The 26,087-nt window shown below is 60.3% G+C and carries 24 protein-coding genes and 2 pseudogenes; 11 read left to right on the top strand and 15 right to left on the bottom strand.

Features of this window, described 5'->3' with window-relative positions:
- Nucleotides 1–40 precede the first annotated feature (40 nt).
- Both HJB89_RS26630 and alr read right to left on the bottom strand, forming a co-directional pair.
- Complete coding sequence (locus HJB89_RS26630) at nucleotides 41–1,291, bottom strand: D-amino acid dehydrogenase (RefSeq protein ID WP_207584545.1); 1,251 nt, start codon at nucleotides 1,289–1,291, stop codon at nucleotides 41–43.
- 30 nt (nucleotides 1,292–1,321) lie between these two features.
- Nucleotides 1,322–2,455, bottom strand: a complete 1,134-nt coding sequence (gene alr, locus HJB89_RS26625) for an alanine racemase (RefSeq protein ID WP_221150784.1) — start codon at nucleotides 2,453–2,455, stop codon at nucleotides 1,322–1,324.
- A 130-nt stretch (nucleotides 2,456–2,585) separates the two neighbouring features.
- On the opposite strand from alr, the gene HJB89_RS26620 reads away from it, so the two are divergent.
- A complete protein-coding gene (locus tag HJB89_RS26620) occupies nucleotides 2,586–3,050 on the top strand; it encodes an Lrp/AsnC family transcriptional regulator (RefSeq protein WP_207584543.1) in 465 nt (154 codons plus the stop codon).
- Nucleotides 3,051–3,340: 290 nt separating this feature from the next.
- Entirely contained in the window at nucleotides 3,341–3,859 is a 519-nt protein-coding gene (locus HJB89_RS26615) for a hypothetical protein (protein ID WP_221133065.1), read from the top strand.
- 87 nt (nucleotides 3,860–3,946) lie between these two features.
- Here the strand turns inward: HJB89_RS26615 and HJB89_RS26610 are convergent, their stop codons facing one another.
- Nucleotides 3,947–5,593, bottom strand: a complete 1,647-nt coding sequence (locus tag HJB89_RS26610; protein ID WP_221150783.1) for a sensor histidine kinase — start codon at nucleotides 5,591–5,593, stop codon at nucleotides 3,947–3,949.
- 143 nt (nucleotides 5,594–5,736) lie between these two features.
- Here HJB89_RS26610 and HJB89_RS26605 point away from each other — a divergent pair, with 143 nt between their 5' ends.
- Entirely contained in the window at nucleotides 5,737–7,044 is a 1,308-nt protein-coding gene (locus HJB89_RS26605; RefSeq protein WP_221133064.1) for a GGDEF domain-containing protein, read from the top strand.
- Between the two features lie 34 nt (nucleotides 7,045–7,078).
- Here HJB89_RS26605 and HJB89_RS26600 read toward each other — a convergent pair whose 3' ends face one another.
- Nucleotides 7,079–7,279 (bottom strand): hypothetical protein, encoded by a 201-nt coding sequence (locus tag HJB89_RS26600; RefSeq protein WP_207584539.1) that lies wholly within the window; start codon nucleotides 7,277–7,279, stop codon nucleotides 7,079–7,081.
- A gap of 213 nt (nucleotides 7,280–7,492) precedes the next feature.
- On the opposite strand from HJB89_RS26600, the gene HJB89_RS26595 reads away from it, so the two are divergent.
- The 3 genes from HJB89_RS26595 (at nucleotide 7,493) to HJB89_RS26585 (ending at nucleotide 10,498) form a co-directional block, all read left to right on the top strand.
- Nucleotides 7,493–8,185, top strand: coding sequence for a GntR family transcriptional regulator (locus HJB89_RS26595; protein WP_207584538.1), 693 nt, complete (start codon nucleotides 7,493–7,495; stop codon nucleotides 8,183–8,185).
- Nucleotides 8,186–8,261: 76 nt separating this feature from the next.
- Complete coding sequence (locus HJB89_RS26590; RefSeq protein ID WP_221133063.1) at nucleotides 8,262–9,149, top strand: dihydrodipicolinate synthase family protein; 888 nt, start codon at nucleotides 8,262–8,264, stop codon at nucleotides 9,147–9,149.
- Nucleotides 9,150–9,157: 8 nt separating this feature from the next.
- On the top strand, nucleotides 9,158–10,498 hold the full coding sequence (locus tag HJB89_RS26585; RefSeq protein ID WP_221150806.1) for an FAD-binding oxidoreductase: 1,341 nt from the start codon (nucleotides 9,158–9,160) through the stop codon (nucleotides 10,496–10,498).
- A 21-nt stretch (nucleotides 10,499–10,519) separates the two neighbouring features.
- Here the strand turns inward: HJB89_RS26585 and HJB89_RS26580 are convergent, their stop codons facing one another.
- The 8 genes from HJB89_RS26580 to HJB89_RS26545 all read right to left on the bottom strand — a co-directional run bounded on the left by HJB89_RS26580 (nucleotide 10,520) and on the right by HJB89_RS26545 (nucleotide 17,771).
- On the bottom strand, nucleotides 10,520–11,554 hold the full coding sequence (locus tag HJB89_RS26580; protein ID WP_207584536.1) for an L-idonate 5-dehydrogenase: 1,035 nt from the start codon (nucleotides 11,552–11,554) through the stop codon (nucleotides 10,520–10,522).
- A gap of 10 nt (nucleotides 11,555–11,564) precedes the next feature.
- Nucleotides 11,565–12,971, bottom strand: coding sequence for a TRAP transporter large permease (locus HJB89_RS26575; protein ID WP_207584535.1), 1,407 nt, complete (start codon nucleotides 12,969–12,971; stop codon nucleotides 11,565–11,567).
- Between the two features lie 4 nt (nucleotides 12,972–12,975).
- Complete coding sequence (locus tag HJB89_RS26570; protein ID WP_221133062.1) at nucleotides 12,976–13,548, bottom strand: TRAP transporter small permease; 573 nt, start codon at nucleotides 13,546–13,548, stop codon at nucleotides 12,976–12,978.
- Between the two features lie 58 nt (nucleotides 13,549–13,606).
- Complete coding sequence (locus HJB89_RS26565; RefSeq protein ID WP_221117197.1) at nucleotides 13,607–14,581, bottom strand: sialic acid TRAP transporter substrate-binding protein SiaP; 975 nt, start codon at nucleotides 14,579–14,581, stop codon at nucleotides 13,607–13,609.
- A gap of 28 nt (nucleotides 14,582–14,609) precedes the next feature.
- Entirely contained in the window at nucleotides 14,610–15,368 is a 759-nt protein-coding gene (locus tag HJB89_RS26560) for a FadR/GntR family transcriptional regulator (protein WP_207584532.1), read from the bottom strand.
- 390 nt (nucleotides 15,369–15,758) lie between these two features.
- Nucleotides 15,759–16,535: a molybdopterin-binding protein gene (locus HJB89_RS26555; RefSeq protein ID WP_207584531.1), complete on the bottom strand. Its 777-nt coding sequence runs from the start codon at nucleotides 16,533–16,535 to the stop codon at nucleotides 15,759–15,761.
- Nucleotides 16,532–17,374, bottom strand: coding sequence for a cytochrome b/b6 domain-containing protein (locus HJB89_RS26550; RefSeq protein WP_221133060.1), 843 nt, complete (start codon nucleotides 17,372–17,374; stop codon nucleotides 16,532–16,534). The genes HJB89_RS26555 and HJB89_RS26550 overlap by 4 nt, the downstream gene beginning before the upstream one ends.
- A 148-nt stretch (nucleotides 17,375–17,522) precedes the next feature.
- A complete protein-coding gene (locus tag HJB89_RS26545) occupies nucleotides 17,523–17,771 on the bottom strand; it encodes a pentapeptide MXKDX repeat protein (protein WP_221117195.1) in 249 nt (82 codons plus the stop codon).
- A 186-nt stretch (nucleotides 17,772–17,957) separates the two neighbouring features.
- Between HJB89_RS26545 and HJB89_RS26540 the strand changes: the two genes are divergently transcribed.
- The gene (locus HJB89_RS26540; protein WP_207584528.1) at nucleotides 17,958–18,506 is read left to right on the top strand and encodes a sigma-70 family RNA polymerase sigma factor; all 549 of its coding nucleotides are present in this window, start codon (nucleotides 17,958–17,960) and stop codon (nucleotides 18,504–18,506) included.
- Complete coding sequence (locus HJB89_RS26535; protein WP_207584527.1) at nucleotides 18,503–19,147, top strand: NrsF family protein; 645 nt, start codon at nucleotides 18,503–18,505, stop codon at nucleotides 19,145–19,147. The genes HJB89_RS26540 and HJB89_RS26535 overlap by 4 nt, the downstream gene beginning before the upstream one ends.
- A gap of 44 nt (nucleotides 19,148–19,191) precedes the next feature.
- Here the strand turns inward: HJB89_RS26535 and HJB89_RS26530 are convergent, their stop codons facing one another.
- The 3 genes and pseudogenes from HJB89_RS26530 to HJB89_RS26520 all read right to left on the bottom strand — a co-directional run bounded on the left by HJB89_RS26530 (nucleotide 19,192) and on the right by HJB89_RS26520 (nucleotide 23,125).
- On the bottom strand, nucleotides 19,192–19,677 hold the full coding sequence (locus tag HJB89_RS26530) for a hypothetical protein (protein WP_221150782.1): 486 nt from the start codon (nucleotides 19,675–19,677) through the stop codon (nucleotides 19,192–19,194).
- Between the two features lie 221 nt (nucleotides 19,678–19,898).
- Entirely contained in the window at nucleotides 19,899–21,776 is a 1,878-nt protein-coding gene (locus HJB89_RS26525; protein WP_207584526.1) for a methyl-accepting chemotaxis protein, read from the bottom strand.
- Between the two features lie 589 nt (nucleotides 21,777–22,365).
- Nucleotides 22,366–23,125, bottom strand: a pseudogene (locus HJB89_RS26520) (IS5 family transposase).
- Nucleotides 23,126–23,190: 65 nt separating this feature from the next.
- On the opposite strand from HJB89_RS26520, the pseudogene HJB89_RS33425 reads away from it, so the two are divergent.
- The 3 genes and pseudogenes from HJB89_RS33425 to HJB89_RS26510 all read left to right on the top strand — a co-directional run.
- Nucleotides 23,191–23,280: pseudogene (locus HJB89_RS33425) on the top strand (phosphopantetheinyl transferase); the annotation flags it as partial.
- Nucleotides 23,281–23,732: 452 nt separating this feature from the next.
- The gene (locus HJB89_RS26515) at nucleotides 23,733–24,476 is read left to right on the top strand and encodes a FadR/GntR family transcriptional regulator (protein WP_207584525.1); all 744 of its coding nucleotides are present in this window, start codon (nucleotides 23,733–23,735) and stop codon (nucleotides 24,474–24,476) included.
- Nucleotides 24,460–26,058, top strand: a complete 1,599-nt coding sequence (locus HJB89_RS26510) for an ABC transporter substrate-binding protein (protein WP_207584524.1) — start codon at nucleotides 24,460–24,462, stop codon at nucleotides 26,056–26,058. Before HJB89_RS26515 ends, HJB89_RS26510 begins: the two co-directional genes overlap by 17 nt.
- Nucleotides 26,059–26,087: the final 29 nt, after the last annotated feature.

Raw genomic sequence — 26,087 nt, 5'->3', positions numbered from 1 at the left:
CGCAATCAATTCTCTTCATTTAGCGCCGTCGGATGAGGTTTCAGCCGTAGCGATTGATTGCGAGATCCCGAGCGTCGATCTCAGGCGTGCGGCCGCCGACCAGATCGCTGATCAACCGCGCCGAACCGGTGCTCATCGTCCAGCCGAGCGTACCGTGGCCGGTATTGAGGAAGAGGCCGATGATCTTTGTCGGACCGATGACCGGCGTGCCATCCGGCGTCATCGGGCGCAGGCCGGACCAGAAGGACGCTTTGGAAACATCGCCGCCGGGGAAAAGGTCGGTCACGGAATGCTCCAGCGTGCTGCGGCGGGCCAGGCCGAGATCGTTGGTATAGCCTGAGATTTCAGCCATGCCGCCGACCCGGATCCGGTCGCCGAGCCGGGTGATCGCAATCTTGTAAGTCTCGTCCATGACGGTCGATTCCGGTGCGCGCGACGCGTCAGTGATCGGGATAGTGAGCGAGTAACCCTTGACGGGATAGACCGGCAGGCTGATGCCGAAGGGCTTGAGCAGCAGCGGCGAATAGCTGCCGAGCGCAACCACCACCGCATCCGCACTCATCCGTTCACGATCGGTGATAACGCCGCGCACGCGGCCGGCCTCGACATCCAGTGCTTTGATCGTCGTCCCGTAAACGAATCGGACACCAAGCGCTTCGGCCTTCGCGGCCAGCGCATTGGTGAATTTGAAGCAGTCACCGGTCTCGTCCTTCGGCGTCAGCAGGCCGCCGACGATCTTGTCGCGCACGTGCTTCAATGCCGGTTCGAAGCGGATGCAGCCGTCCCGGTCCAGCACTTCATAGGGAATGCCGTCGGCGGCCAGCGCCTTGACATCCTTTGCCGAGGCATCAAGCTGCTGCTGCGTGCGGAACAGTTGCAGGGTTCCCTGCATGCGTTCGTCATAGGCGATGCCGGTTTCTGCGCGAAGCTCGGCCAGCGCGATGCGGCTGTAATCTGCAAGGCGCAGCATGCGGCTCTTGTTGATTGCATAGCGCTCGGAGGTGCAGTTCGACAACATCCTTGCCATCCAGGAGAGCATGGCCATGTCGAGTTTCGGGCGCAGGACGAGCGGCGCATGTTTCATGAACAGCCACTTGATGGCTTTGGCAGGAATGCCGGGCGCTGCCCATGGCGAGCAATAGCCGAAAGAGACTTCGCCGGCATTGGCAAAGCTCGTCTCCAGCGCCGGACCTTTCTGCCGGTCGACGACCGTGACCTCATGGCCTGATTTAGCCAACTGATAAGCGGATGTGATGCCGACAATGCCGGCCCCCAGAACGATGACTTTCATGATCTTCCCAATGATGCAGCCGGCGGGCTCTCAGCGATATTGCCTGTGATAACGATCGCCCAGACCGGTTAGGATTTCGTAAGATACAGTGCCGGCGTCGCCGGCGATGTCCTCGAGCGTCTGGCTGGGGCCGAGCACTTCGACAAGGCTGCCGAGGCTCAGCGCGCCTTCCGGCAATGCCGATATGTCGACGGTCGTACTATCCATCGACACGCGGCCGACGATTGGCAGGCGGATACCGTTGAAATAGACGGCGCCGCGATCGCTGAGGCTGCGCGGCAGGCCGTCGGCGTAGCCCGCGGCAATGGTGGCGAGACGCATTTCCCCTCGCGTGACATGCGCGCCTCCGTAACCGACTTTCGCGCCGGATGGTACAGTGCGCGTCTGCACGACGGCGACATCAAGGTTGACGACCGGTTCCATCGGGTTCTCGACGCTGGAGTTCGGAGCGCCGCCATAAAGGGCGATGCCGGGGCGAGCGAGCACGCCGTGACAGGCCCGGCCCAGGAACACGCCGCCGGAATTGGCGAAGGAGATATCGTAGCCGGGAAATTCGTCGGCAATGCGCGACATTTCGGCAAATTGCTCGCCGTTCTGCTCGCTCCCCACGTCGTCGGCTGAAGCCAGATGGCTCATGATGAACAGGATTTCGACGCTGCTGGCTTCGCCAAGGGCCACCGCCAGCTCGGTTCGCTCCTCCTCGGGAAAACCGAGCCGCGACATGCCGGTGTCGAATTGCAGCACGGCAGGCAGGCAGCGCTTCAGCATGCGCGCTGCCGTCGCCCATTGCCGCCACTGGGCCAGCGAGTTGAGAACCGGGACGATGCCCATCTCGGCGCAGGCGATCTCGTTGCCCGGCTGCAAGCCGTTCAGCACGAAAATCTGAGCGTCGCGCGCAAGGGCCGTCCGCAACCTGACGGCCTCGACGAACTGGGCGACGAAGAAATGCCTGCAGCCGTGATCATAGAGTGTTTGGGCGACCCGTTCGGCGCCGAGGCCGTAGGCGTCGGCCTTGACAACGGCCCCCGAGCGAACCGGCGCCAGCACCGATACGAGCTTACGGTAGTTACGGCCGAGCGCTGCCAGATCGATTGTCAGATAGCCCGTCGCACCCTGCATGGCCGGGACGGTGCGGGTGCGGGAAACCAAAATGTCGCTATCCATATCGACCCCTTATCCATTTGCCACCCGGAGTCTATGAAATAATGAGCGAAATTGCTCATCATTTCGTGGCATGATCTTGCACAATTTATCTATTATCCGCATAATCAGCAAAAAATTGGAATGAACAATCATGTCCGCCCTCGACGCTACCGATCGCAATATTCTGAGACTGCTGCGCCTCGATGCCCGCATGAGCAATGCCAAGCTCGCAGCAGAGATCGGCCTTTCTCCATCGGCCTGCCTCCGGCGCATCAAGATCATGGAAAAATCAGCCGTGATCCGCGGCTATACGGCGCTGGTGGACACCGGCAATGCGGATGAGATGATCGCCGTGATCATCAACATCACCCTCGAACGGCAGACGGAGGACCATCTCGACCGCTTCGAGGCGGCGGTCCGCCGGCATCCTGAGATCCGCGAATGCTTTCTGATGACGGGCGGTTCCGACTATCTCCTGCGCGTGGAGGTCGCCAGTCCGGGCGAATTCGAGCGGATCCACAAGGAAATACTATCGACCCTGCCGGGCGTTCTCAGAATTCATTCCAGTTTCTCGATCCGCAATGTTCTGGCGACGCGCACGAGGGGCAGGCGGTGAATCACACCGCGCTGGTCGAAATGCACAACGCACCTCCCTCTCCTTATTACTCAACGGTTTCAGGCGGAAGAGGAATAGCGGCCACCGTGCCTTTCCCGGTATGCGTGTTCTCGACAGCCGGCATGACCCAATTTATCGTATCCCATAGAAGTCGACCCGATTGACGCCGCAATGCGGCAAGGGCACCGACCTTCACCGCAAACGTGGCACGCCCATTCAAAGGCATGAGCCTTGTCGGAACAATCGGCCGCATCATCGGTTCGGGAGAGCGCTTAACCGGGGAGGCTTTCATGCGTGCGGCTCTGATTGCTGCCATATTCTCGCTGTCGTGCCTGCCTGACACCGCAAAGGCGTCGGAGACAGGGTTTTTGCGATCCTTGGCAGGCGATTGGCACGGGACCGGGATGGTGCTCACCAAGATCGGCGGCACAAACCTCAATGTCTCCTGTTCGCTCCGATCCGACGCCAGTGAATCCGCTGTGTCGATGAACGGGAAATGTCGCGGCCTTGCGGTTTTCACAAGAGCTTTCTCGGCCAATGTAAAGGTATTGGGACAGCGTTACACCGGCAGCTACATCGGACCATCGGGCCAGCCATCCAAACTGGTGGGCAGCAGGCAGGGCGACGCGCTCAATCTTCGCGTGACCTGGGCTCGCGTGGTCAATGGCGACCGGAACGCAATATTGATGATCGAAAAAATCGGACAGGATAGGCTCCGACTGCAGACGGTCGATCGAGACCCGGCGTCAGGCCAATCCGTAGTAACGAGCCGCATCGATCTGCAACGTCCTACTTCAGCGGGAAGATAGGGAGGCAGTCGGGAGTATTGGCGTGGTCAGCTTCAACCCGCTCATGCTTCCCGGCATATCTGCTCGACTGATATCCCTGTCTGGACTTTACCTTCCGCCTCCAGGTCCCCCGGTTGAGAAGACAACTTCGAAGACGAGCCCTTCGGGCCTGTAGTCCGACCTGGATTGCGCCCGCGCCTTGGAGGAAAAGGCCCGCTCTATAAGGACGGAGCCGAAGCCTCTTTTCGTCGGCATCGACACCGCCGGGCCGCCGGTTTCCGTCCAGACGAGAAGGACGCGCCCATCATCGTGCCTCCACTCGATGGCCACGGTTCCCTGCTCGCCTCCGAGGCTCCCGTACTTCGTCGCATTGGTCGCCAACTCGTGGAGCACGAGTGAAAGCGGCAGGGCGATGTCGGCGGGAAGAACCACGTCGGGGCCAGCCAGACGAATGCGTTCCTCCGAGGCAATGTGCGCCCGCAAGGCGGCGGAGATGATCTCCCGGATGGGCGCGGCCGATCCCTCCCGCGACAGGATCAGATCATATGTGCCGGCAAGCGCCGCCAGCCTTTCGGCAAAGGAATTGTAGCTTTCCGGATTGGCGCGCGAGAAGGTCTGCCGGGCGATCGCCTGAACGAGGGTGAAGCCATTCTTGACCCGGTGCGCCATTTCGCGGACGAGCAGGGTTCGCTCCTCCTCGGCCTGCTCGTTCTGGCGTCTGCGCTCGTCGAGTTCGTCGAGCAGTCGATCGAAGGTAGCGCCGACGACTTCCAGCTCGTCCGGCCCCGTCATGCCGGTGCGCGCCGTCGTCTGGCCGCTGCGCCACTTCTCCATCACCTCTGCTATCCTGGAGATCGGCACGAGGATGAAGCGGTTGCCGATGAAGATCGCGGCGAGGAAGGCGAAAAGCGCGCCGCCGATGATGGCGAGCGCATTCATCAGCGTCGCCCGGTTGATCGGCGCAAAAGCCTCCGGTTTCGAGAAGCCGGCACTGACATAGAGGGGACTGGCAGGCAGGGCTATCGGGCGATAGCCGAGAACGCTCGTTGTTCCATCCTTGCCTGTAATCTCGACCACGTCGGGCTGCTCGGCATGGACCAGGCGCTGGTATTCCTCGGATATGACAGTGCCGACGAACTGCTCCGGAAGGGGAACGTGCGCGACAACGGTTCCCTTGCCGTCGGCTATGGTCACCTCGTTACCGGGCGCGACGCCACGCTCGGTGATGCGGTTCTGCAGCCAGTCCACCCGGATCCCGCTGACGATGACGGCCTTGACGGTCTCGCCTTCCATCAAAGGCATCGCAAGCGGCAGGACGGGGCGGTCGGTTAGGCGGCTCTGCGTGTAGGTCCCGACGGAAAAGTCTTTGGTTTCCAGCGTCTGCTGGAAGTAATCGCGATCGGAGAATACCACGCCGTCCGGAAAGGCCATGCTGCCGCAGACGGGCCGTCCATCAAGGCCGACGACGAAGATGGTGCGAATGTTCGGAATGCTTTCGGCGACCGACTTGAGCGCCTCGTTGCAAGCCTGGACATCGAGGTGGCGGACCGAAGGCATGGCGGACACGGACACCAGAAGGGCGTGCAGCCCCTCCACGATCCGTTCTACTTCCGAGGATGCTTGTCTGGCCGCCTCCGCCGCGGATGCGCGCATCTCTTCGTTGCGCTGATTGCGAAGCTCGACTTCGTTGTAGGCGAGCATCGCAACCACCGGCGCGAGCGCCGCGACCGCAACTGCAACCAGCTTGAGTCTCATCCTGTTCCCTCTCGGACAAGGGTTCGTAGCACGATCTGGCCCAGATCACGCGGGCTAACTTGTTTACAAAATATCAACGCACGAATCCGGCCGTCGGCGCGCAAGCCTTGCCGACCTTTCGATCGCGGCTAGATAATCCAAGGATGATTGATGCCAAAAGCATGCCTTCCGAAGGTTCTGCAGCCGGGTCTTGCTCGTCGCGGCCGCTGACTGGCGCGATGGCGGATGAGGTCGAACGTCTTTTGTCCGGCCGAACCCGTGATATCAGGCTGTCAGGAGATCTGCGCCGCCGATTCGACGAAAAGTCATGGCGACAGACGGCGAAGGTCATCCGTTCCTGGATGATCTGGGTGGCATTCGTCGATGTTCTGACGCTGGCGCTGAACGCTATTCTGCTTCCTCACCCAGTCGTCCTGTCGATGGTCGCTCCCGCCTGCCTTTTGCCGCCGGCGGCAGTATTTACGGCGATCGTTTGGAGCAAGCCGCGCGCCGCAACGGTTCAGCGAGCGTCGCTGCTTGCGGGAATGTCTCTCATTCTTCTCTCGGTGGCACTCGTCGGCGTTTTTGCCGGAGGGGAGTTTTACGAACGGCATTTGAACATCATGCTGTTCGTCGCAACGAGTGCAATCACCATCTTCAGCGTGCCGCTGGCGTGGACAATCGCGATCGCCTGTTATGCCGTTTGCCTTTATTTTATCCTTCAATGGCATAACCCGATCTTGGAAGCGGGCAGCGTCGTCGCCGCGACGCTGTTCTTTTCCTGCGGTATTATCGCGACCGTGGTTGCCCGGCGGACGATGAACATCCTGGCGCAAAAGACATTTCTGCTGGATTGCAGGGATCGGCGCCGGGTCGCGGAGCTTGCCGATGCAAATGCAAGGTTGGAGCGGCTGGCCAGAACCGATCCGCTGACGGGAATTGCCAATCGCCGCTGGATGATGGAAACGCTCGAGGGTCTGTGGCGCGACGGTCGTGAAACCGGCGTCGTCGCAGCCATGCTCATGTGCGACATTGATCACTTCAAGGCGCTCAATGATAAGCTCGGCCATGGCGAGGGCGACCGCTGCCTCGTCAAGGTTGCCGGCATCATCCAGAGCTGCGTGCGAGCCGATCGCGACCTCGTCTCGCGCCATGGCGGCGAGGAATTTTTAATCGTGCTTCCGGATGCCGAAGAAGAAGAGGCAGTCGGGGTTGCAAAGCGAATACGCGAGAGCGTGGAAGCCGCCGCCCTTCCAAACCCCTCCTCCGGTGTCGGCCCTTCCGTGACGCTCAGCGTCGGAGTAGCCTTGAAATCGGCTCTCGATACCGACATTTCACTGACCAACCTCCAGCACCAGGCCGACATGGCGCTTTATCGCGCTAAGGAGGCGGGACGCAACCAGGTCTGCGTCTTTCGTCGGCCGCAACAGGCTGCGCTATCCGCCGCCGAGCAGATCGCCGCCCGACGCTAGAACGGGAATCCCAGTGGCCAACGGCTGATCGACGTCATCGGATCACCAGGATTGCAACCATGGCGACTGCCGAGGCGAGGCCCGCGGCGTTGAGCCCGAACATCAGATATTCCGCCGCTTTTTGTCGGGGATGACCGGGCTCCACGTTTCCGAAGACGGCCGTCAACCCGCCTGCGATCCAGCTCGCCAATGTCAGGGCACCGAGAAGAAGCGCCCACTGCGTTGCTGTATCCATGTCCTGCTCCAATGCGGATACACGCCAGGCAGGGAAATGCTGCTGCGCGGGTTGATCGGTAACACGCGGGGTCCGTTTTTGTTTCCCGGCGGTAACGCACTTTGTTGTGAGCACCCTTAGGCAGCAGGCTTGAGAGATTGAGCGACGAAGACTTGACGTCCACCTAATGTCTACATAATGTCTTCAAAAGAAATTATATAGACGAGCAACATTATGAATGCCATCGCCGCCCCGGACCGTAAATCCAGCCTCGAACTCGCCTTGCGCAGACGCATCCTGACGATGGAACTGCCTCCCGGTGCGGTGCTTGATGAAGTGGCCCTGAGCGAAGAGTTCGGGCTGTCGCGACCGCCGGTGCGCGAGCTGATGCGGCAGATGGCTGGCGAAGGTTATATCGAGCTTGAGACGAACCGCGCCGCGCGCGTCAGCTCGATGAGCTACCACTCCCTGCGCGACTTCTTCCTGCTTGCGCCGATGATCTACATTACCGCCAACAAGCTTGCGGCGGAAAACCGGACGAAAGCAGAACTCGAGATTCTCAAAAACACACAGCGCGCCTTCCGCAAGGCGGTCGACGACTGCGATGTCGAGGGCCGGGTGTTCTTCAATGACCAGTTCCACCGGCAAGTCGGCGAGATGGCTCACAATGTCTACGTGGTCCCAAGCCTGCGCCGCCTGCAGATCGACCATGCTCGCATCGGAAAGATCTTCTACAAGCATCCAAATACGCCACGCATGCAGGAAGAACTCGAACTGGCGACGGATCAGCACGACGAGATGATCGAGGCCATTGAGCGGCGCGACGCCGAAGCCTCCGGGGAATTGGCGCGGCTTCACCTCGAACTGTCCCGGCGGAACATGGCCATGTACGCGGCCCCTGAGGGAATGGAAGCGCCGACCCTCTAGGCCGACCAAGATCAATACACGCAGCTCAAGACAACCTAGCTCGAACTTTCGGCCTAACGCAACGGGATTTCACTCCATGACAGCCTTTCCGTTTCCAGGACTCAATCTCGCAATCACCACCCCGTTCGACGATGCCGGCCGCATCGACTACGGGCGGCTCGAAGTCAATGTCGAGCGCTATCTCGCGGCCGGGGTCCGCAGCTTTCTGTTCAGCTCCGGGACCGGAATGCACGTCTATCTCTCCAAGCAAGAATCCGAGGAACTGATCGCCCGTGGCGTGAAACTCGTCAACGGCCGTGCGAAGGTGATTGCCCAGACCTCGGCGCTGCTGGTGGAAGACGTCGTGGAGCGGACCGCCCGGGCGCGTGATGCCGGGGCCGAAGGCGTCATGGTGCTTCCGCCCTTCTTCGAAGGGCCGACCGACGACCAGGGCATTCTCGATTTCTACGCCGAAGTTGCTAAGGCCGGCCTACCCGTCATTGGTTACAATGTGCCGCAGACGGTTGGCGTCGCGATCACGCCGGAACTCCTCAATAGGCTGAATGAAATTCCAGGCTTCTGCGCCGTCAAGGACAGCAGCGGAGACCTAGGGAAACAGGCGGCACTCATCCGCACCGGCCGTTTCGTCATGAACGGCGCTGACCCCCTCGTTCCCTATGCACTCTATGCCGGCTGCGACGGTTTGATCTGGGGCGGAGCGAACTTTGCGCCGCGCACTTCTGTCGCCCTCGTCGAGGCGGCAGCACAGTGCAAATGGGATGAGGTGCGCGCGCTCTGGAAAATCCTGGAGCCGTCGATGGGGCTGATCTGGGAAGGCGATTACGTGCAATCCGTCTATGTAGCCGCCGAGCTCATCGGCTACGGCGCCGGCGCGCCGAGAAAGCCGCTGCGGGCGCTCGATCCGGAAAAGCTTCCAGCCCTCCGGCGCTCCCTGGAAATGCTCATGGAGCGAGAAGCGATTTGACCGAGACCATGGCCGCCAAGAACATCTTCGTCGCATCGAAGTTTCCGAAACGCGCCGGCGTTTCTGGCTGGGTGGCCACACTTCCGCCACGCACGCCTCGACCCGCATTGGGCGAAGCGATCAGCGTCGACGTCGCGATCATCGGTGGTGGTTTTGCCGGCCTATCCGCGGCCCACCGGATCTCGCGGCTCGACCCGGCCGCCCGGGTGGCCGTTCTCGAAGCGGGCATTGTCGGCGAGGGACCGGCGGGAGCCAATTCGGGCTTCATCATCGACCTTCCGCACGAGGTTTCCTCGGCCGATTTCAGCGGCGAGTCCGAAGGCAAGTTCCGCGACTCCGTGCTCTTGCAGCGTTCGGCGATCGCTTTGGCGACTGAGCTGGCCGCTGAGAACGGCTGGGGAAAGGCGCTGTTCGATCCGTGCGGCCGCTACAGCGTCGCGATGAGCACGGAAGGCGATAAGCATCTCGAGACCTATTCGATGCAGCTTTCCAGGATGGGCGAAGCGCATCGCCTGCTGAAGGCAGCGGAAATCGAAGCAGTGACGGGTTCGAAGGCCTTCACATCAGGTCTATTCTCGCCGGGCACGATCATCATCCAGCCGGCCGCCTATATCGGAGCGGTGGCCGATTGTCTGAAGGAGCAGGTGAAGCTTTTCGAGCAGACGCCGGCTCTCTCCTTCGAGCGCTCCGGCGACGGCTGGCTGGTGAAGACACCAAAGGGAAGCGTGCAGGCGGGGAAGATCATCCTGGCCAATAATGGCCATGCGGAGAGCTTCGGCTTCTTCCGCGGGCGCCTGCTCCATGTCTTCACCTACGCATCTCTGACGGAGGAATTCGATCCGGCAAGGCTCGGCGGCGACCGGAAATGGGCGGCGACTCCGGCGCTGCCGATGGGAACGACCGTTCGGCGCATCAACACCGACGGCGGCGACCGGATCCTGGTGCGCTCGCGCTACAGCTACAATCCGAGCATCGAAATCAGCAATGCCGCCATCCAGAGCGCCGGCCGCCTGCACGACGGCAAATTCTCCCACCGTTTCCCGACGCTTGCCGGCGTCGGCATGCAGTATCGCTGGGCAGGCGCGATGGCGCTGACACGCAACCATGTACCGGCCTTCGGGGAAATCGAACGGGGTGTTTTCGCAGCCTGCGGCTGCAACGGCCTCGGGGCGTCGAACTCGACCGCCGCCGGCATCGCCGCGGCCGAACGCGTGCTTGGGCATCAATCTGAACTCGGTCGCGTCTTTAGCCGACTGGCCGAACCGGTTTCGCTGCCGCCGCGGCCGCTGACGACGATCGGCGCCAGGGTTCATCTGGCCTATCGCGAATGGCGTGCGGGAGCGGAATGACAGCGTGCCGGCGCCACACCGCTAAAACGTAAGCTGTACCTTACAGGCGGCACTGCGGTCACCAGCAAGAACGAAAGCTGCCATGGCCTGTTCGAGCGGCAGGCTGTGGCTGATGATCGGCCGTATGTCGATCGTGCGGCTCGCGATCAGGTCGACCGCGGTGGCGAATTCCTCGTGGAAGCGCTGCGTGCCGTGGATGTGAAGCTCCTTGCCGACAATGGCATTGAGAGGAATCGGAATCTCTCCCGTTACGCCGACCTGCACGATCGTGCCGCGCGGCCTGATGGCGGCGATGGCGCTGCGGATCGCCGGGGCGGCGGCGGAGCATTCGAAAACGAGATCGAAATAGCCCTTCCCCGCCTCGAATTCCCCAAGCGCTGCGGCATCCCGGGAAACGTTGATCGTCCGGCTGGCACCCATCGCCTTGGCCCTCTCCAGCGCCGCGTCCGCCAGATCGGTCACCACGATCTCGGCTGCACCGTGATAAGCGGCAACGGCGACCATCAAGGCGCCGATCGGGCCGGCTCCGGTGACGAGGACACGTTTGCCGGTGATATTGCCGGCGCGCGATGCGGCGTGCAGGCAGACCGAGAGGGGCTCGCTGCAGGCCGCTTCCGCGGCGGTCGTCGCGGCCCCCACGTCGAAGCACTGCCTGGCCGGCACCACCAGCCACTCGCGGAACATGCCCTGCTCATGCGGCAATCGCATCGCGCTACCCATGAAGCGCATTTCAAGGCAGTGGATCGGCAAGCCCTGCTGGCAATACTCGCAATGTCCGCAAGGCTGGCTCGGATTGACCGCCACCAGCGTGCCGGCCTTGAGATCGACGCCCTCGCCTGCCTGGCTCACGGTTCCCGAGGCCTCGTGGCCCGGTATGATCGGCTCGCGAACCCTGACAGGTCCGAAGCCGCCATCCTGATAATAATGCAGATCGGAGCCGCAGATGCCTGCGGCGGCCATTTTGAGAAGCACCTCGCCTGAACCGGGGACCGGAACGGTGTCGGTTTCTATCCTGAGATCGCCCTTTTGGTAAAGCCGTGCCAGACGTGTCTGCATTGTATCCCTCCTATCTCAGCAGCCCGAGCTGCTCCGGCAGCCAAAGCGATACCGAGGGCACGAAGGTGATCAGGATCAGCGCCAGGAAAAGCGGCACCAGCCAGGGCAGGATCGCCATCGTCGTGCGTTCGACCGAGAGTTTCGCGACCCTCGACAGCACGAAAAGCACCATGCCGAGCGGCGGGTGTAGCAGGCCGATCATCAGGTTCAGCGTCATGATCAGGCCGAATTGAACCGGATCGATGTCGAACTTCGCGACGATCGGCAGCAGGATCGGCACGAGGATTGTGATCGCCGCGATCGTATCCAGGAAGCAGCCGACGAAGAGCATCAGCAGGTTCACGAGGATCAGGAACACCCATTTATTGTCGGTGATCGACAGGATCGCATCGGACAACAGTGCTGCGGCCTGGCTCACCGTCAGCAGCCATGCGAAGACCGAGGCCGCGGTAACGATGAAGAGAACGGATGCCGTCGTCTCGATCGTATCGAAGCTTGCCTTGGCAAGCGTCGAGAACGTCATCGTGCGGTAGCGCACAAGGCCGAGAAATAACGACCAGAGGACGGCTGCGACGGCGGCCTCCGTCGGCGTGAACCAGCCCATCGTCATGCCGCCGATCAGAATGACCGGGGTCATCAGCGCCATGACGGCGGAAAAGCGGAAATGCCAGTCGAGCGCCAGAAGCACGAGAAGAGCAATGCCCGCCGCCGCGTTCATCGATAGCCCGGCGCGCATCATCAAATAGATTGTTACAGGCACCAGCAGGACGACGACGATTTCCATTCCGGCCGACAGCAGCTCGCGCATATTAAACGGCGCGTCCGAGCCCCATCGCTTCCAATAGGCAAAGGCGGCGACGGTGATCATCATCAGCAACGTCATGACAATGCCGGGCAGGATGCCGGCCATGAAAAGTGCGCCGATCGAGACGTTCGCCATCATGCCGTAAATCACGAAAGGCAGCGACGGCGGGAAGATCGGCCCGAGCGTTGCCGACGCCGCCGTCACGCCAACCGCGGCCTCGACCGGATAGCCGTGGTCCTTCATCGCCTTGATCTCGATCGTGCCGATACCGGCCGCATCGGCAAGTGCGGTGCCCGACATGCCGGAGAAGATGACGGAACCAATGATATTGACCTGCGCCAGCCCGCCCTTCATCCAACCGACGAGCGCAACCGCAAAGGAATAGATGCGGCCTGTGACACCCGCCGAATTCATCAGGTTGCCCGCCAGAATGAAGAACGGCACGGCGAGGAGGGGGAAGCTTTCGACACCGGCGATCATGCGCTGGGCGACGATGATGTCGGGGGCAACGCCGTAGAGAACGATGTAAAGCACGGACGCGACAGCCATCGAGATTGCGACGGGCACCCCGATCAGCATCAGCACCAGAAACGAGCCAAGAAGCAGCAGCATCGGATCAATCCTCGACGGTCTGGAATTCTTCCGGGCGCTCCAGAACGGAGTAGCCGCGGCGCATATTGGCGATGAAGACGATGACCGCGCGGATCAGCATCAGCACGAAGGCGACGAGAACGGAGTAGAAGACGATGTTGCGCGGCAGCTCGACGGTGACCATCTGCTCGTCGGCGACGATATCGACATAGCGCCACATCAGGTGGCAGCCATAGGCGAAAAAGCCGATGCGAACGATGTCGACGACGGTCGCCAGCACGCGGGCAAGGCCTGCCGGCATATAGTGATAGAACACGTCCACCTGGATATGCCGCGAGGTGCGCACGCACATGACGGCGCCCAGAAAGACGACGCCGATCAGGCAGTTGATCGCGATCTCCTCGGTCCATGCATAGCTGTCGTTCAGCACATAGCGCGTGAAGAACTGCAGGAAGACACAACCCGCCATCAGCCAGAAGACCATTAGCGTGATCCAGTCTTCGATGGCGTAGTCCGACATGTTTGCGGTCGGCGCGTGGCCTTCGAATTCGTGACCGATTTCCTCGGCCGTGATTTGCGTGTGTATTTCTTGCGACATGATCGGCCTTGTTCCGGTTGGGGAAGAAGGGCGCGGCGGCTAACGCCGCGCCTTGGCTTTACTGGATCGCGCGGATTGCTTCCCAATCGGCTTTCTCGTAGCCGAAGTCCTCGAACTTGACCTTTTCCATCACGGCCTTCTCGAAATCGCCCTTATCGACCTCGGCAACGTTCAGCCCCTTTTCCCTAAAGGTCGCAATCAGGCTGTTTTCCTTGCCGGCGATCGTCTTGCTCGTGCGCTCGGCGGCTTCCTGCATGACGTCGCCGAAGATCTTTTTGTCTTCGTCGGACAGGCTCGCCCACCGCGTCTTCGAGATCACGGTGTTGAGGTGATCGACGATGTGTCCGGTGAGGATGATGTTCTTCTGGACTTCGTAGAACTTCTTCGCCTCGATTGTCGTCAGCGGGTTTTCCTGTGCCTCGACCGTGCCGTTCTGCAAAGCGAGATAGACTTCGGCAAAAGCGATCGGCGTGGTGTTGGCGCCGCAGGCCCGCGGCATGGCGAGATAGGCCGGAACGTCGGGCACCCGGATCTTCAATCCCTGCATATCGGCGCATTTGGCGATCGGCTTGTTCGCAGTTGTGTGGCGCGTGCCGTAATAGCTGACGGCGGCAATGTGGTTGCCGGTTTTATCCTCATAGCCTTTGGCAAGGCGTTTGAAGACATCGCTCTTGGTGTAGGCGATCAAATGATCGGGACCGCGAAAAATATAGGGGAAGTAGGTGACGCCGATCGGCTTGTAGTCGCGTGCGGCAAAGCTCGATCCCGAGATGATGATGTCGACCGTGCCGAGCTTGAGGCCCTGGTTGATATCGGCTTCCTTGCCGAGCTGCGAGGCCGGATAAACCTCGATCTTGTAGCGCCCGTCGGTTCGCTTGTTGATCTCTTCCGCGGCCCAAACGGAATCCGTGTGGAAGGGCTCGGACGTTTCATAGACATGCGCCCATTTCAGCACTGTCTCAGCATGCGCGACCGCCGTCGTCGCCATGATCGCGGCTGCGGTGCAAAGTATCGTTGTCAGTCTGCTCTTCATCGCTCTCTCCTCCGGGCTCAGTTAAGTCTCAAGTCTTGGTCGTTCCTTTCGCAGGCCGCTTGCTGCGGCCGCGCTGCTCCTCTCCCGAAAGCTCCTCCCCGAAGCTCTCGGAAAACCTCTTCTGCGACATGGTGAGATGGGCGCGCATGGCCGCCTTGGCGCCTGCGGCATCGCCGGCGGCGATCGCGTCGCGAATGGTCCGATGTTCGTCGACGGCGCTGCGCCATGTTCCCGGCCCCTCGAAGTGGCTGGCGAGCTTGGCGAAATAAGGCGTCATCCGCATGTCGAACATCTCGCCGGTTACCCGGATCAGCGTCGCATTGCCGACGATCGCGGCAATGCCGGTGTGGAAAGCGCGATCGGCGGCAAGCACCGTGCTCGCATCATTGACGCCGCCGCTCATACGCGTCAGCGCTTCATCGAGCAGGGCGATATCGTCCGGCTTGGCGCAGCCTGCAGCTTCCTCGGCAATCGCGCATTCGATGATGGCGCGCGCCTGCAGCAGCTCGAAAGGCCCCTCCACCGGCTCGCGCTCGCTCCCCGCCACAGTCGCGGCATGCTGGCGCACCACATAGATGCCGGATCCCATACGGATGTTGACGAGGCCTTCGACCTCCAGGACGATCAGCGCTTCGCGGACGGTCGGGCGTGACACCGACAGCTGTTCCGCCAGGTCACGTTCGGCCGGCAACCGCTGACCGACGGCAAGCTCGCCGCTTACGATCATCAATCGAATCTGATCGGCCACCTGCCTATAGAGGCGGCGTGATTCAACAGGCGAAAACATCTTGGGCCTCCTCGGCGCGCTTCTCCTCAAGCACGCATCTGGTCAACTGGCCTGACCAATTGGCGCATAGGTATCATCGCTGGGGTTGTGCGTCAATCCGTCGCATAAACGTTAAACAGGAAAACCACAGATGGGAACCTTCATGATTTCCAAGGGTCGCGGGCTATAGGGAGAATGCGACGATCGAACAGGATCTGCCGGGGAAGTGACGCCAGACAGGCCGACTATCTGGGAGATGATCGGCCAATGGCGGATAGTGGGGCGATGGCTGATCCCGTCCTCTTGTACCAGGAACGTCATGACGGCTTCGAGCGACGCTCGCAGATCATTGCCACACCCCGGGTGGAATAGATGGGAGGCTCGCCTCGGTTTCAGAGCCCTACCGAGGAGCTATATCCCGGCATACCATTCGTAGCCGCGATCCTCCCAGAATCCGCCATTGCCGCCGTAAAGCCGACCGAGATCCGCGACCGCTTCGATGCGGGTCAGATACTTCGCCTGCTTGTAACCGAGCTGCCGCTCGACTCTGAGCCTCAGCGGCGCTCCATGCGCCACTTCCAGGTCGCGGCCGTTCATCGAATAAGCAAGGATCGTCTGCGGGTGGAAGGCATCGACCAGATCGATACTCTCATAATACCAGCCGGTGCCATCAAGCGACTTTTCGTATTCGTCGGCGCAGTGGAACACGATATAGCGCGCCTCGGGCTTCAGCCCGACCGATTGCAGCAAGGCGCCAAGCGGCAGACCAGTCCATTTGCCGATCGCACTCCAGCCTTCGACGCAGTCGTGGCGGGTGATCTGGGTGTGCGACGGCATCGCCTTCAACTGGGCGAGCGACAGCTGAGCCGGTTTTTCCACCAGTCCGCCGATATCAAGTCTCCAGGTCGAAAACTGCTGGCTCATCCAGTCGAGATATTGCGGGTTGTCAGGCATGCTGGTGCCGTTCGAGCGAAAGACCGGCGAGAGATCCGCCTCGCTGAATTCACGCGCCAGCGCGTTGTCGCCTTGCAGGAAGCGCTGCGCCTTCATGCTGAACCCCTCAGCGATCTTCAGGACCGATTTCGTCCGGTCGCTTTCGACCAAGGCGTCGCAGCCGCTCAATCCCAGCGCGGAGGCAGTCAGGGTCGAACCGATCAGGAAGCGGCGGCGGGTGATGAGGCGGCTCATTGTTCATCTCCCTGTTCGATGGCGAAATAACCGGTGATCATCGAACGCAGATTGTTGAAGACACCCGACAGGATCACCATGGCGACATGCACCAAGACGAAGGCGACGAGCGAGAAGGCAGTGAGAAAATGCAGTGTGCGGGCCGATTGCCGCCCACCGAAGATATCGAGCAGCCAGGGCGCCACGGCATCGAAGCCCGGCGACATGGTCAACCCCGTCGCAACCATCAACGGCAGCAACAGGAAGATCACCAGGAGATAGGTCAGCTTCTGCAGCGTGTTGTAGTGGCGTGCCTCGGCTCCTTTGGGAAAGCGCAGCCGGGCATGGTTGACGACCTCATGGCCGAGATGCGTGAGTGTCAGCTCCGCGCCGGCCGGGGCGAGATCCCGGCGGAAATGCCGGCTGACCAACCCATAGGCGAGATAGACGAGACCGTTGAGGACGAACAACCAGGCAAAAAAGAAATGCCAGTGCCGACCGGTCGACAGATCCTGATAGCTTGGAAGGGTAAGCCAGCTTGGAAAACCCCTCGCTGTCGCCTCGCCGTCGACATTCGAAAGACCGAGCATGCCTGTCGTATCGAAGGTGAACGAACCGACATGCGTCAGCCCCTTCACCTGACTGCCGTCTTCGGTAGCTTCCATGGAGATGAAGGACGGGTCGTTGTCGGCGCCATACTGGCCCCAATAGAGCGCCGGATGTGCATTGAATATCTGCAGGCCGCTGAACAGCAGCACCGTGAGGCACAGCACGTTCACCCAATGCGAAAGGCGCACAGTAAGGCTGTGGCGGTAGATGAGCGTGCGGCCGGTTTGCGTGCCGGCATCGATCGTCGCCATGACTGTTCTCCGGATGAATGGACATTTCGGGACAAGAAGACGCGGCCGCCTACAAATACATAATTCAAAGTGCGACAGCGTCCTTTGCGTCTCTAAAAAGACGCGCGGCGCTGTAGAAAGTTTCAGCAGCCGCGCAGATGCGAAACGCCTACTTCATCGCATCGCAGGTCTTCATCATGTCGGTCTTTTTCATCGCGTCCTTTTCCATGCCGGCCTTGTGCATGCAGTCCTTCTTGGTGCCCGACATCTTCATGGCATCCTTCGACATCTTGCCGCTCTCCATAGTGTCCTTCTTCATCGCATCGGTCTTCATGGCGTCCTCAGCCGATGCGACGCCTGCGAGAGAAAGACCGACGACGAAGGTGCAGGCTGCAAGGCTGGAAAAAAGCTTGGTCATGGAACTCTCCTGAAAATGGATTTTCGTGTCCGCTGGCGGCGTGCCGATGGCTCACATTAAGCTATTCGAGAGAGCGTCGGAATGCGTTACAGCCTCACGTGCATGTGATAGAGCTGTGATGCCGTTACTTTTTTGATCTTCCCTGTAACCGATTGGCCGCTTCTAGCGAATGAACTCTCTGACAGCATGACAACCGCCCATTCGGAAGAAGCCCTGAAAGCATTGATGCTTCTGTCCCTTGACGGGGACGAGGCGGCGTATCGGCGTTTGCTGGCGGCTTTGCGCCTGCTGCTCGTCGGTTATTACAGCCGCAGGATGGCCGCGGCGACGAAAGCGGATATGGAAGACCTGGTCCAGGAGACATTGCTGGCACTGCATTCTCGCCGATCCACCTATGACCGAAGAAGACCGTTCACGGCCTGGTTCTTCTCGATCGCCCGCTACAAGCTGATCGACCATCATCGCGGCCGCGGCGGACGCAGGCTGGCAGAGACCGAGCTTGGCGAGGAAATCGAAAGCGACTTCAGCGAGGATAGCTTGACGGCCCGCATGGACGTCGAGCGGTTGCTCGACGGCTTGCCATTGAGACAACAGGAGCTGATCCGGCTGGTGAAATTGGAGGGCCAGTCGGTTGCCGACACCGCAAACCGCACCGGCCAGTCTGAATCGGCGGTCAAGGTCGGCATCCACCGGGCGCTCAAGGCGCTCGGAGAGAGATTGCGAGGCGCATCGTGACAAAGACGGACGACATCATCGAAAGCCTGGCAAGGGACCTGACGCCGGTGCCGCGCAATTCACTGTGGCAGCACTTTGCGCTCGGCATATTGCCGGCCCTCGGGCTCTCCCTGGTGCTGATGCTGACCATTCTCGGTCCGCGGGTCGATATGCCTGACGTGCTGATGCTGCCGGTCTTCTGGATCAAATCGGCCTATAATGCGCTGATTGCGGTAGCGGCCTTCCTCGCCGTCTATCGGCTCTCCCGACCCGACGGTTCCGAGGGCCGCTTTTTCGGTTGGCTTGCCGTGACCTTCGCCGCCATGGCAGCGGTGGCAGCCGTCCAACTCATCATGGCTCCGACCGAGACTTACCCGGTGCTGATCCTTGGCTCCTCGGCGCTCCATTGCCCGCTGCTGATCCTTGGCTTCGCGATACCTATTTATGCCGGCGCCGTCTGGGCACTGCGCCGTACGGCACCCTCGGATCTGCGGCTGACGGGCTTCGTCGCCGGTATCGCCGCGGGAGCAGCGGGCGCCTGGGTCTATTCCTGGTTCTGCACCGAAAACGGCATGCCCTTCGTGCTGATCTGGTATTCCCTCGGCATCCTGCTCACCGGCGCGCTCGGCGCTTTCACCGGCCCTCGCCTGCTGCGCTGGTAGATCCTTCCCGGCTGGAGATCAGCGATGCGCGAACGACACATGATCTATTGCTTCATCCAATACGAAATCACCCGAATGCTTTCCCGGCTCTTCCATTGCATGGTCAATCTGAAATCAGGCAATTCCCAGAAATGGATACCAAGGCGGCCGACTCTCGTTGGCGTCCCCAATTTCTCCTCCGCATCGGCCAGTGTGCTGGAGAAGCTCAAGTCCTTCCAGATCGGACCCTTATAGCTTTCGTACTCATCCTCATCCCCCCAGAAGGCGCAGTGCGTCAACAGGAACGGACCTTTGCCGTCATCCTGGAATTCATGGTCGAAGACCACGCCCGAATGCTTGAAAGTAAGGTGTATACCCAGTCGGGGCGCGGAAATGTCGTAGGTATCCAATCCTTTATCGAGGGCGACAGCGTTGCCCCAGACAATTCCGAAAGGCTCCACTATCGTCCTGCCAGTCTCGCTATCGAATGCTTGCCCAAGCGCAGCAACGAAACTCTGCGGAGCAGGATATTCCACCGGCGACGCCGGCATTCGGTCTCCTGACATTATCCCGATTCATGCCTTCAAGGCGGTGGTCATCTCACGCGCGGACAACACCTTCATGACGCTTAGATCGGCGTTGTCTCATTCGCCGACTGATTGGCCCGATCACTTGCTCCGAGGCGGGCCAATACGGGTCCGGAAAACGGCCGACCTGACCATCTCAGCACGTCGCTCCACCTCTGAGGCGAACAATCTGACGTCATCGCGCTTCATCTTTGCGTCACGCGTCGCGGAGTGACCAACCGGATTGGCATGTTGCCTTCGAAGGCCCGGCTGCTGCGCTCCACGCCCGCCGCGTTTTTGTCGCCGTCCAATTGAAATTGACTGACCAGATCCCGCAGACGGCCTGCCTCGGAGGACAAAGAGGCGGCAGCAGCCGTCGACTGCTCGACCATGGCGGCATTTTGCTGGGTCGCCTGGTCCATATGATTGACGGCTGTATTGATCTCGGCAAGGCCAGTCGACTGCTCGCGCGCCGATGTGGCAATCGCATCCATGAGTTGGTTGATCTGTACGACGTATTCACCGATCGACTTGAGCGACGTACCGGTTTCGAGAACCAGTTTCACGCCATTTTTCACGTCGGTTGACGACTTTTGAATAAAGCCCTTGATTTCCTTGGCTGCTTGCGCTGCGCGCTGGGCAAGCTCACGGACTTCCTGTGCGACCACTGCAAAACCTTTGCCGGCCTCACCCGCACGGGCGGCCTCAACGCCGGCGTTCAGCGCCAGGAGGTTGGTCTGGAAGGCGATTTCATCGATTGCACCAATGATGTTCGAAATCTGCTCCGAACTGTCCTCGATGCGTCGCATGGCCTGCTCCGCCTCCGACACGACAGCTGCCGACCGCTGCGCGCTGATATCGGCTTCCAGGGCCACATTGCGTGCCTCGTCGGTACGTTTGGACGCCATCGACACATTCGAGGTGATCTCGTCCAAAGCTGCAGCCGTCTCCTCGAGAGAGGCAGCTTGCTGTTCGGTACGCTTGGAAAGGTCCTGCGCGGCAGAGGCAATCTCACCAGTGCCGTTGTCTATGCTGTGCACCGTCTGCAGCACGGCTCCGATCGTCGCCCCCAATTGCCGGAGCGAGGCGTTGAAGTCTTCGCGCAAGCTTTCGTATTCGGATGCAAATTGTTCCGAAAGCTGGAAAGATATGTCGCCTGCTGCAAGCCGCCGGAGGCCTCCGCCCAATGTTGTCGTTGCGAAGCGCAATTGTTCCGCCTCGCGTTCGGCGCGCTGCTGGGCTGCCGCGCGCACTGCTTCGCTCTCGCTGCGGGATGCAGCCGCTTCCGTTTCCAACCTGACGACATTAAGAGCATTCTGGCGGAAGACTTCGACGGCACCGGCCATTTCGCCAACTTCGTCGGCGCGGCCGGCACCGGGTATGTCGCTATCAAGGTCACCGTCCGACAGACGCCTCATGGCGGAGGCGATGCTTCGGATCGGATTGGCGATGCCGAATATCGCAAACACCATGCCAGCCATGGCGATCAGTACGGCCAGCGCTGCGATTGCGGACGTCAACATGAAAGCGGACGTCGCTGAACCATCGCTGGCGGCCACAAACCCTTCAGCCTGGTTGAGAATAAAAGCGACCAGATCGCCCACAGCCTTGTCCACCAGCTCGGATTGAGGTTCCATATTTTCCTTGAAGAAACGGACTGCGTCAGGCTCCTTCCCGCTGTTCTCAAGTGCGATCATTTGCTCTGCCAATTCGCGATATTTGCTCACTTCAGGCTTGAGCTGATTGATCAGTTCGCGCCCTCGCTCGGTTCGGACGCCCTTTTCGTATTCGGTGACGACCTTCTCGACCGCGGCGCCGGCGGCATCGATTTTTTGCCGTGCGACGGTCTGCTCCTCCGCTGTATCCTCCAGAAGGTATTGAGCGTAGACCAGTTTCAGCTCGAGGAAGTTGTCCTTGATTTCGCGAGCGGTCACGAGCCGCTGCATCCAGAACGTCCCAATCTGCTCGGTATTGGCACGGAGTGTCGAAATCGTGCTCAGCGAGACATAGGACAGGCCAACCATGAACAGGCTGATGATCGACAGCTTCACGATCAGGGCTTGCTTGATACTGGGGCGCTTCATGCGGGTCTCCTCGAAGATAACTGGTGCGACCGGCTTGCCGGTTAATGCAAAATCTCGCACCAGATTCAAAAATTTAGTATTAACTAAACAACGGATCCGTGCGGTTTCCAGAAATCTTCTGCGCCGGCCGAAACTTCCGCGATTATTTAAACGCACAACGACCCTAAGTTACTGGAAACTCCAGCAATAAAGCAGCCATAACGAGCGAAAATCGGATCTCAATCTCCGAAAAATAACGCTCGGCCGATCGGGCCAGCGCCGGCTGATGAACGATTGGCGGACTGCGTGCTTGCCGCGCGGTCCTGAGCAGACATACTGGATCTATGCAACAGTCAGAAAATCAACCCGCCGCCATCGAAATTGCGCTCTGGCGATATCCCAAGAAGGAACACGACTGGAACCGCTGGGAGCAGTCGCTTTCACAGGCCGAACGGGATCGGGCGACGACCTACCGATTTGAAGGAGACCGAGCCTCGTTCATTGCCGGCCGCTATCTCTTGCGGCGGCTGTTGAGCGGGTCTATCGGGACAGTGCTAGGCAATGTCGTATTGTCTCCGGACAAGTACGGCAGACTAGGAATTGCGGACAGTTATCTGATCCATAGGACGATAGCCGCGATAATGACGACTGCGAGGTAGTTTTCGGCGGTTTTTTCGAAGCGCGTAGCGACCCTGCGGAACTGCTTGAGTCTTGAGAAGCAGCATTCGATGAGGTGACGCTGGGCATAGAGATGCTTGTCCAGCGGGTATTTTTGCGCACGGGAAGGATTGTTGGGGATCACCGCCACAGCGCCTTTATCGGCGATGGCATTGCGCAGGCGATCGCTGTCGTAAGCGGTGTCGGCCATGACGATGTCGGCGGATAGGCCCTCGATCAGGGCTTCGGCTTGCGGCGCGTCGCCCTTCTGGCCTGCGGTAAGTGTGAAGCGGACCGGGCAGCCGAGACCACGCACAGCCATGTGGATCTTGGCGCTCAGGCCGCCGCGAGAACGGCCAAGGGCCTGATCTTCAGCCCTTTTTTTGCGCCGGCAGCGTGCTGATGGGCGCGGATGATGATGGAATCGACGATCAGGTATTCGAAGTCCGGATCGTCCGACATCGCGGCGAACATGCGCCACCAGATGCCCTTCCGGCTCCAGCGGCTGAAACGGCGGAAGACACTGTTCCACTCGCCGAATACTTCCGGCAGGTCACGCCAGGGTGAGCCGGTACGGACAATCCAAAGCACCGCTTCCACAAACATGCGGTTGTCGCGGCCGGACGACCGCGCGTGCGCTCGTCACCAATGATGTGACGCGATATCCGCTCCCACTGCTCATCCCGAAGGATCAGACGATCCAAAACACCCATGACTGCCTCCAAAAGACAGTCTTGAATCTGATTTGCTAAGCCTTGGGAATCCCAAGAGTCCACACTTCCTAAGGCTCGAGGATCGTGATACGCCGCAATTCAGCCTCGCCAACACCGACGGGCTTGTGACGGTCGCTGTCGCTTCAGGATGTGATCGCCGGCGATGCTGCAATGCCGATCACGACCAAAGCTGTCGTGGCAAACAGGCTTTTCCTGTAAATTCCCGATACAACATTAGAAACATTCAAAAAAACACGCGCCATTCTTGGTCCCTTCCTCACGGATGCGGGCGGAACCTATGGAGCGGTACAAGCCTTGTCAACATAAGGTGATTATTTTAGTCATCTTTTACCGATGAAATCCACTGCCTCCACACTCCCGAGTAGGTTGCACGCGTCACCGAGGCTCAGCAGGCGCCCTACCTTGCGTTTCAACTGCATAGCCGCGACATCGAAGTGGGGAGGGCTCTCGCCGGGACGCTGTTTTTCGCGGGCGATGTGGCTGCAACGACGTTGCTAGATGGGCCCATCAGCCTAACCATTTGACAGATATCCTACAAGTATATATGCAACAAGCATCTTATTGGCGATGCGAGAAAGTGACCGGCATGACATTGAAATCGATGAAGCCGCTGACGCGCGCGCCGCTGCTGCATGTCTCCGTTCAGGAAAGTCTGCGCGCCTATATCGATGACAACGGCCTTGCGCCCGGAACCCTGCTTCCGGCGGAAGGAGAGCTTGCCACCCAGCTCGGCGTCAGCCGCAATTCGCTGAGAGAAGGCATCAAGGCCTTGGAATCGCTCGGCGTGCTGGACACGCGGCGCGGCGTCGGCATCTTCGTGAAGGCATTTTCCTTCGAACCGCTTCTCGACAACCTCGCTTACGGCCTCGGCGGCGCCCTGCGGCAGATCGAGGAGGTGCTTGAAATCAGGCGTACGCTGGAAGTGGGATTGATCGGCAAAACGATCGATGTAATCGGCGAGGAGGACATCGCCGAACTGCGCGCCACCGTCGGTCGAATGCGCGCCCATGCCGAGCGCGGCGAAACCTTTGCGGCAGACGACCAGCTGTTCCACCGGCTGCTGTTTCGCTGCCAGGACAATGAAACGCTCGTACGGCTGATCGACGTCTTCTGGCTCGCCTTCTACAAGGCGTCGGATTTCGTCAACCTTGAAAATCTCGATCCGATGGCGACGTGGCGCGATCATGCCGCGATCGTCGATGCGATCGAGGCAAAGGATCTGGAGGAGGCACGCCGACGCCTGGATCGTCATTACGAGGGTATTGCCCGGGTGATTGCCAACAACAAGACAAGTTCAAACGTGGGAGGAACACATGAAAAGACTGTCTAGATTATCCGTTATCGCCCTCGGCGCCCTGCTGTCGACGGCTGCCGTTCCGGCTCTTGTCGTTTCAGGCACTGCAGCCGAGGCTCAGGCAGCCACGCTGTCCGGCGGCTTCGATGTCGGCCCGGGCGGCTTTCAGGGCAACTTCAACCCGCTTGCGGCGACCGCCGGTTTCACCTGGCTCAGCATCTACTACGAACCGCTGATCACCTATGACGAGAAGTTGCAGAAGGTCGTCGGCGCACTGGCAAGCTCCTACGAGGTCAGCCCGGATCAGACGACCTACACGTTCAAGCTGGCGGACGCCAAATGGCATGATGGCAAGCCCTTCACCGCCAAGGATGCGAAATTCACCATCGGCCTTGCGATGGACGCGAAGACCGGCTCGGTGCTCGCTGCCCGGCTGAAGGGCATATCGTCCGTCGAGACGCCGGACGATCACACGGTCGTCATCAAACTCAGCGCACCCAGCAGCAGTTTTCTCGACACGATGACCAAGGTGATGATGCTGCCCGAGCATGCGCTCGCTTCGATACCGGCCGACCAGCTGGCAAAGAACACTTGGTGGTCCACCGCTCCGATCGGCACCGGGCCGTTCAAATTCACCAAATACGTCTCGGATCAGTATGTCGAGCTTGCTGCAAACACCGATTATCGCGGTGGCAAACCGGCACTGGAACGCGTCATCAACCGCTATTTCGCCAGCCCCGCCGCAGCGATTGCGGCGCTGAGATCCGGCGAGATCCAGTTCACCTATGTCGATTCCAACGACGTGCCGACCTTCAAGGACAACAAGGACTTCAAGGTCATCGAAGGCAACTCTTTCGTCGTCAACTATCTGGGCTTCAATCACGATTCCCCGATCTGGAAGGATGTTCGCGTCCGCCAGGCGGTGATGTATGCGATCAATCGCGATGCCATCATTCAGAGCCTCTATGGCGGCGCGGCCAAGCCAGCCAACTGCGCCTATGTCGCCGAACAGCTGATACCCCAGGGCATCGACACCTATGCCTATGATCCCGAGAAGGCCAAGAAGTTGCTGAAGGACGCCGGCTGGGACCAGATCAACGGCGCCAAGCCGATCACGCTTCTGACCTATTACAGCACGCCGCTGGCCACCAACGTGCTTGCCGCCGTCCAGGCGATGCTTGCGCAGGTCGGCATCAACATCGTTCCGCGCGCCGTCGATGCGCCGACCTATAACAGCATGGTGCTCAATGCGACGCCGGATATTGCCCAGTTCCAGATGGTTTACGCCGGGCTACAGAACGGGCCGGATGCCGGAAGCATCAATGTCGGCATCAACGAGAAGCAGATCCCTCCGGCCGGACCGAACGTCGCCAGAGTTCGCATGCCCGACCTCACCAAGGCACTCGACAGCGCCCTTGCCGAGCCCGACAGTGCCAAGCGGGATGCGGCCTATCAGGACGTCTGCAAGGTGATGAACACGAACCTGCCCTGGGCGACGCTTTGGGTGGCAAACCGCTACGGCATCGTCTCGACAAAGGTGAAGGATTTTGTCTGGACGCCGGCGCCGGGTGGTGGCCCTTACCAGGCCGCCCCGCAGAAATGGTCGATCGCCGAATAGGCGTTTCCGCAAGCCTGGGTGGCTTCGGC

This window comes from Rhizobium sp. NZLR8 (assembly GCF_019685025.1).
Taxonomy (GTDB): Bacteria; Pseudomonadota; Alphaproteobacteria; order Rhizobiales; family Rhizobiaceae; genus Rhizobium.
The sequence above is the reverse complement of the archived record's forward strand: the minus strand, read 5'-3'. Positions and strand labels throughout refer to the sequence as shown.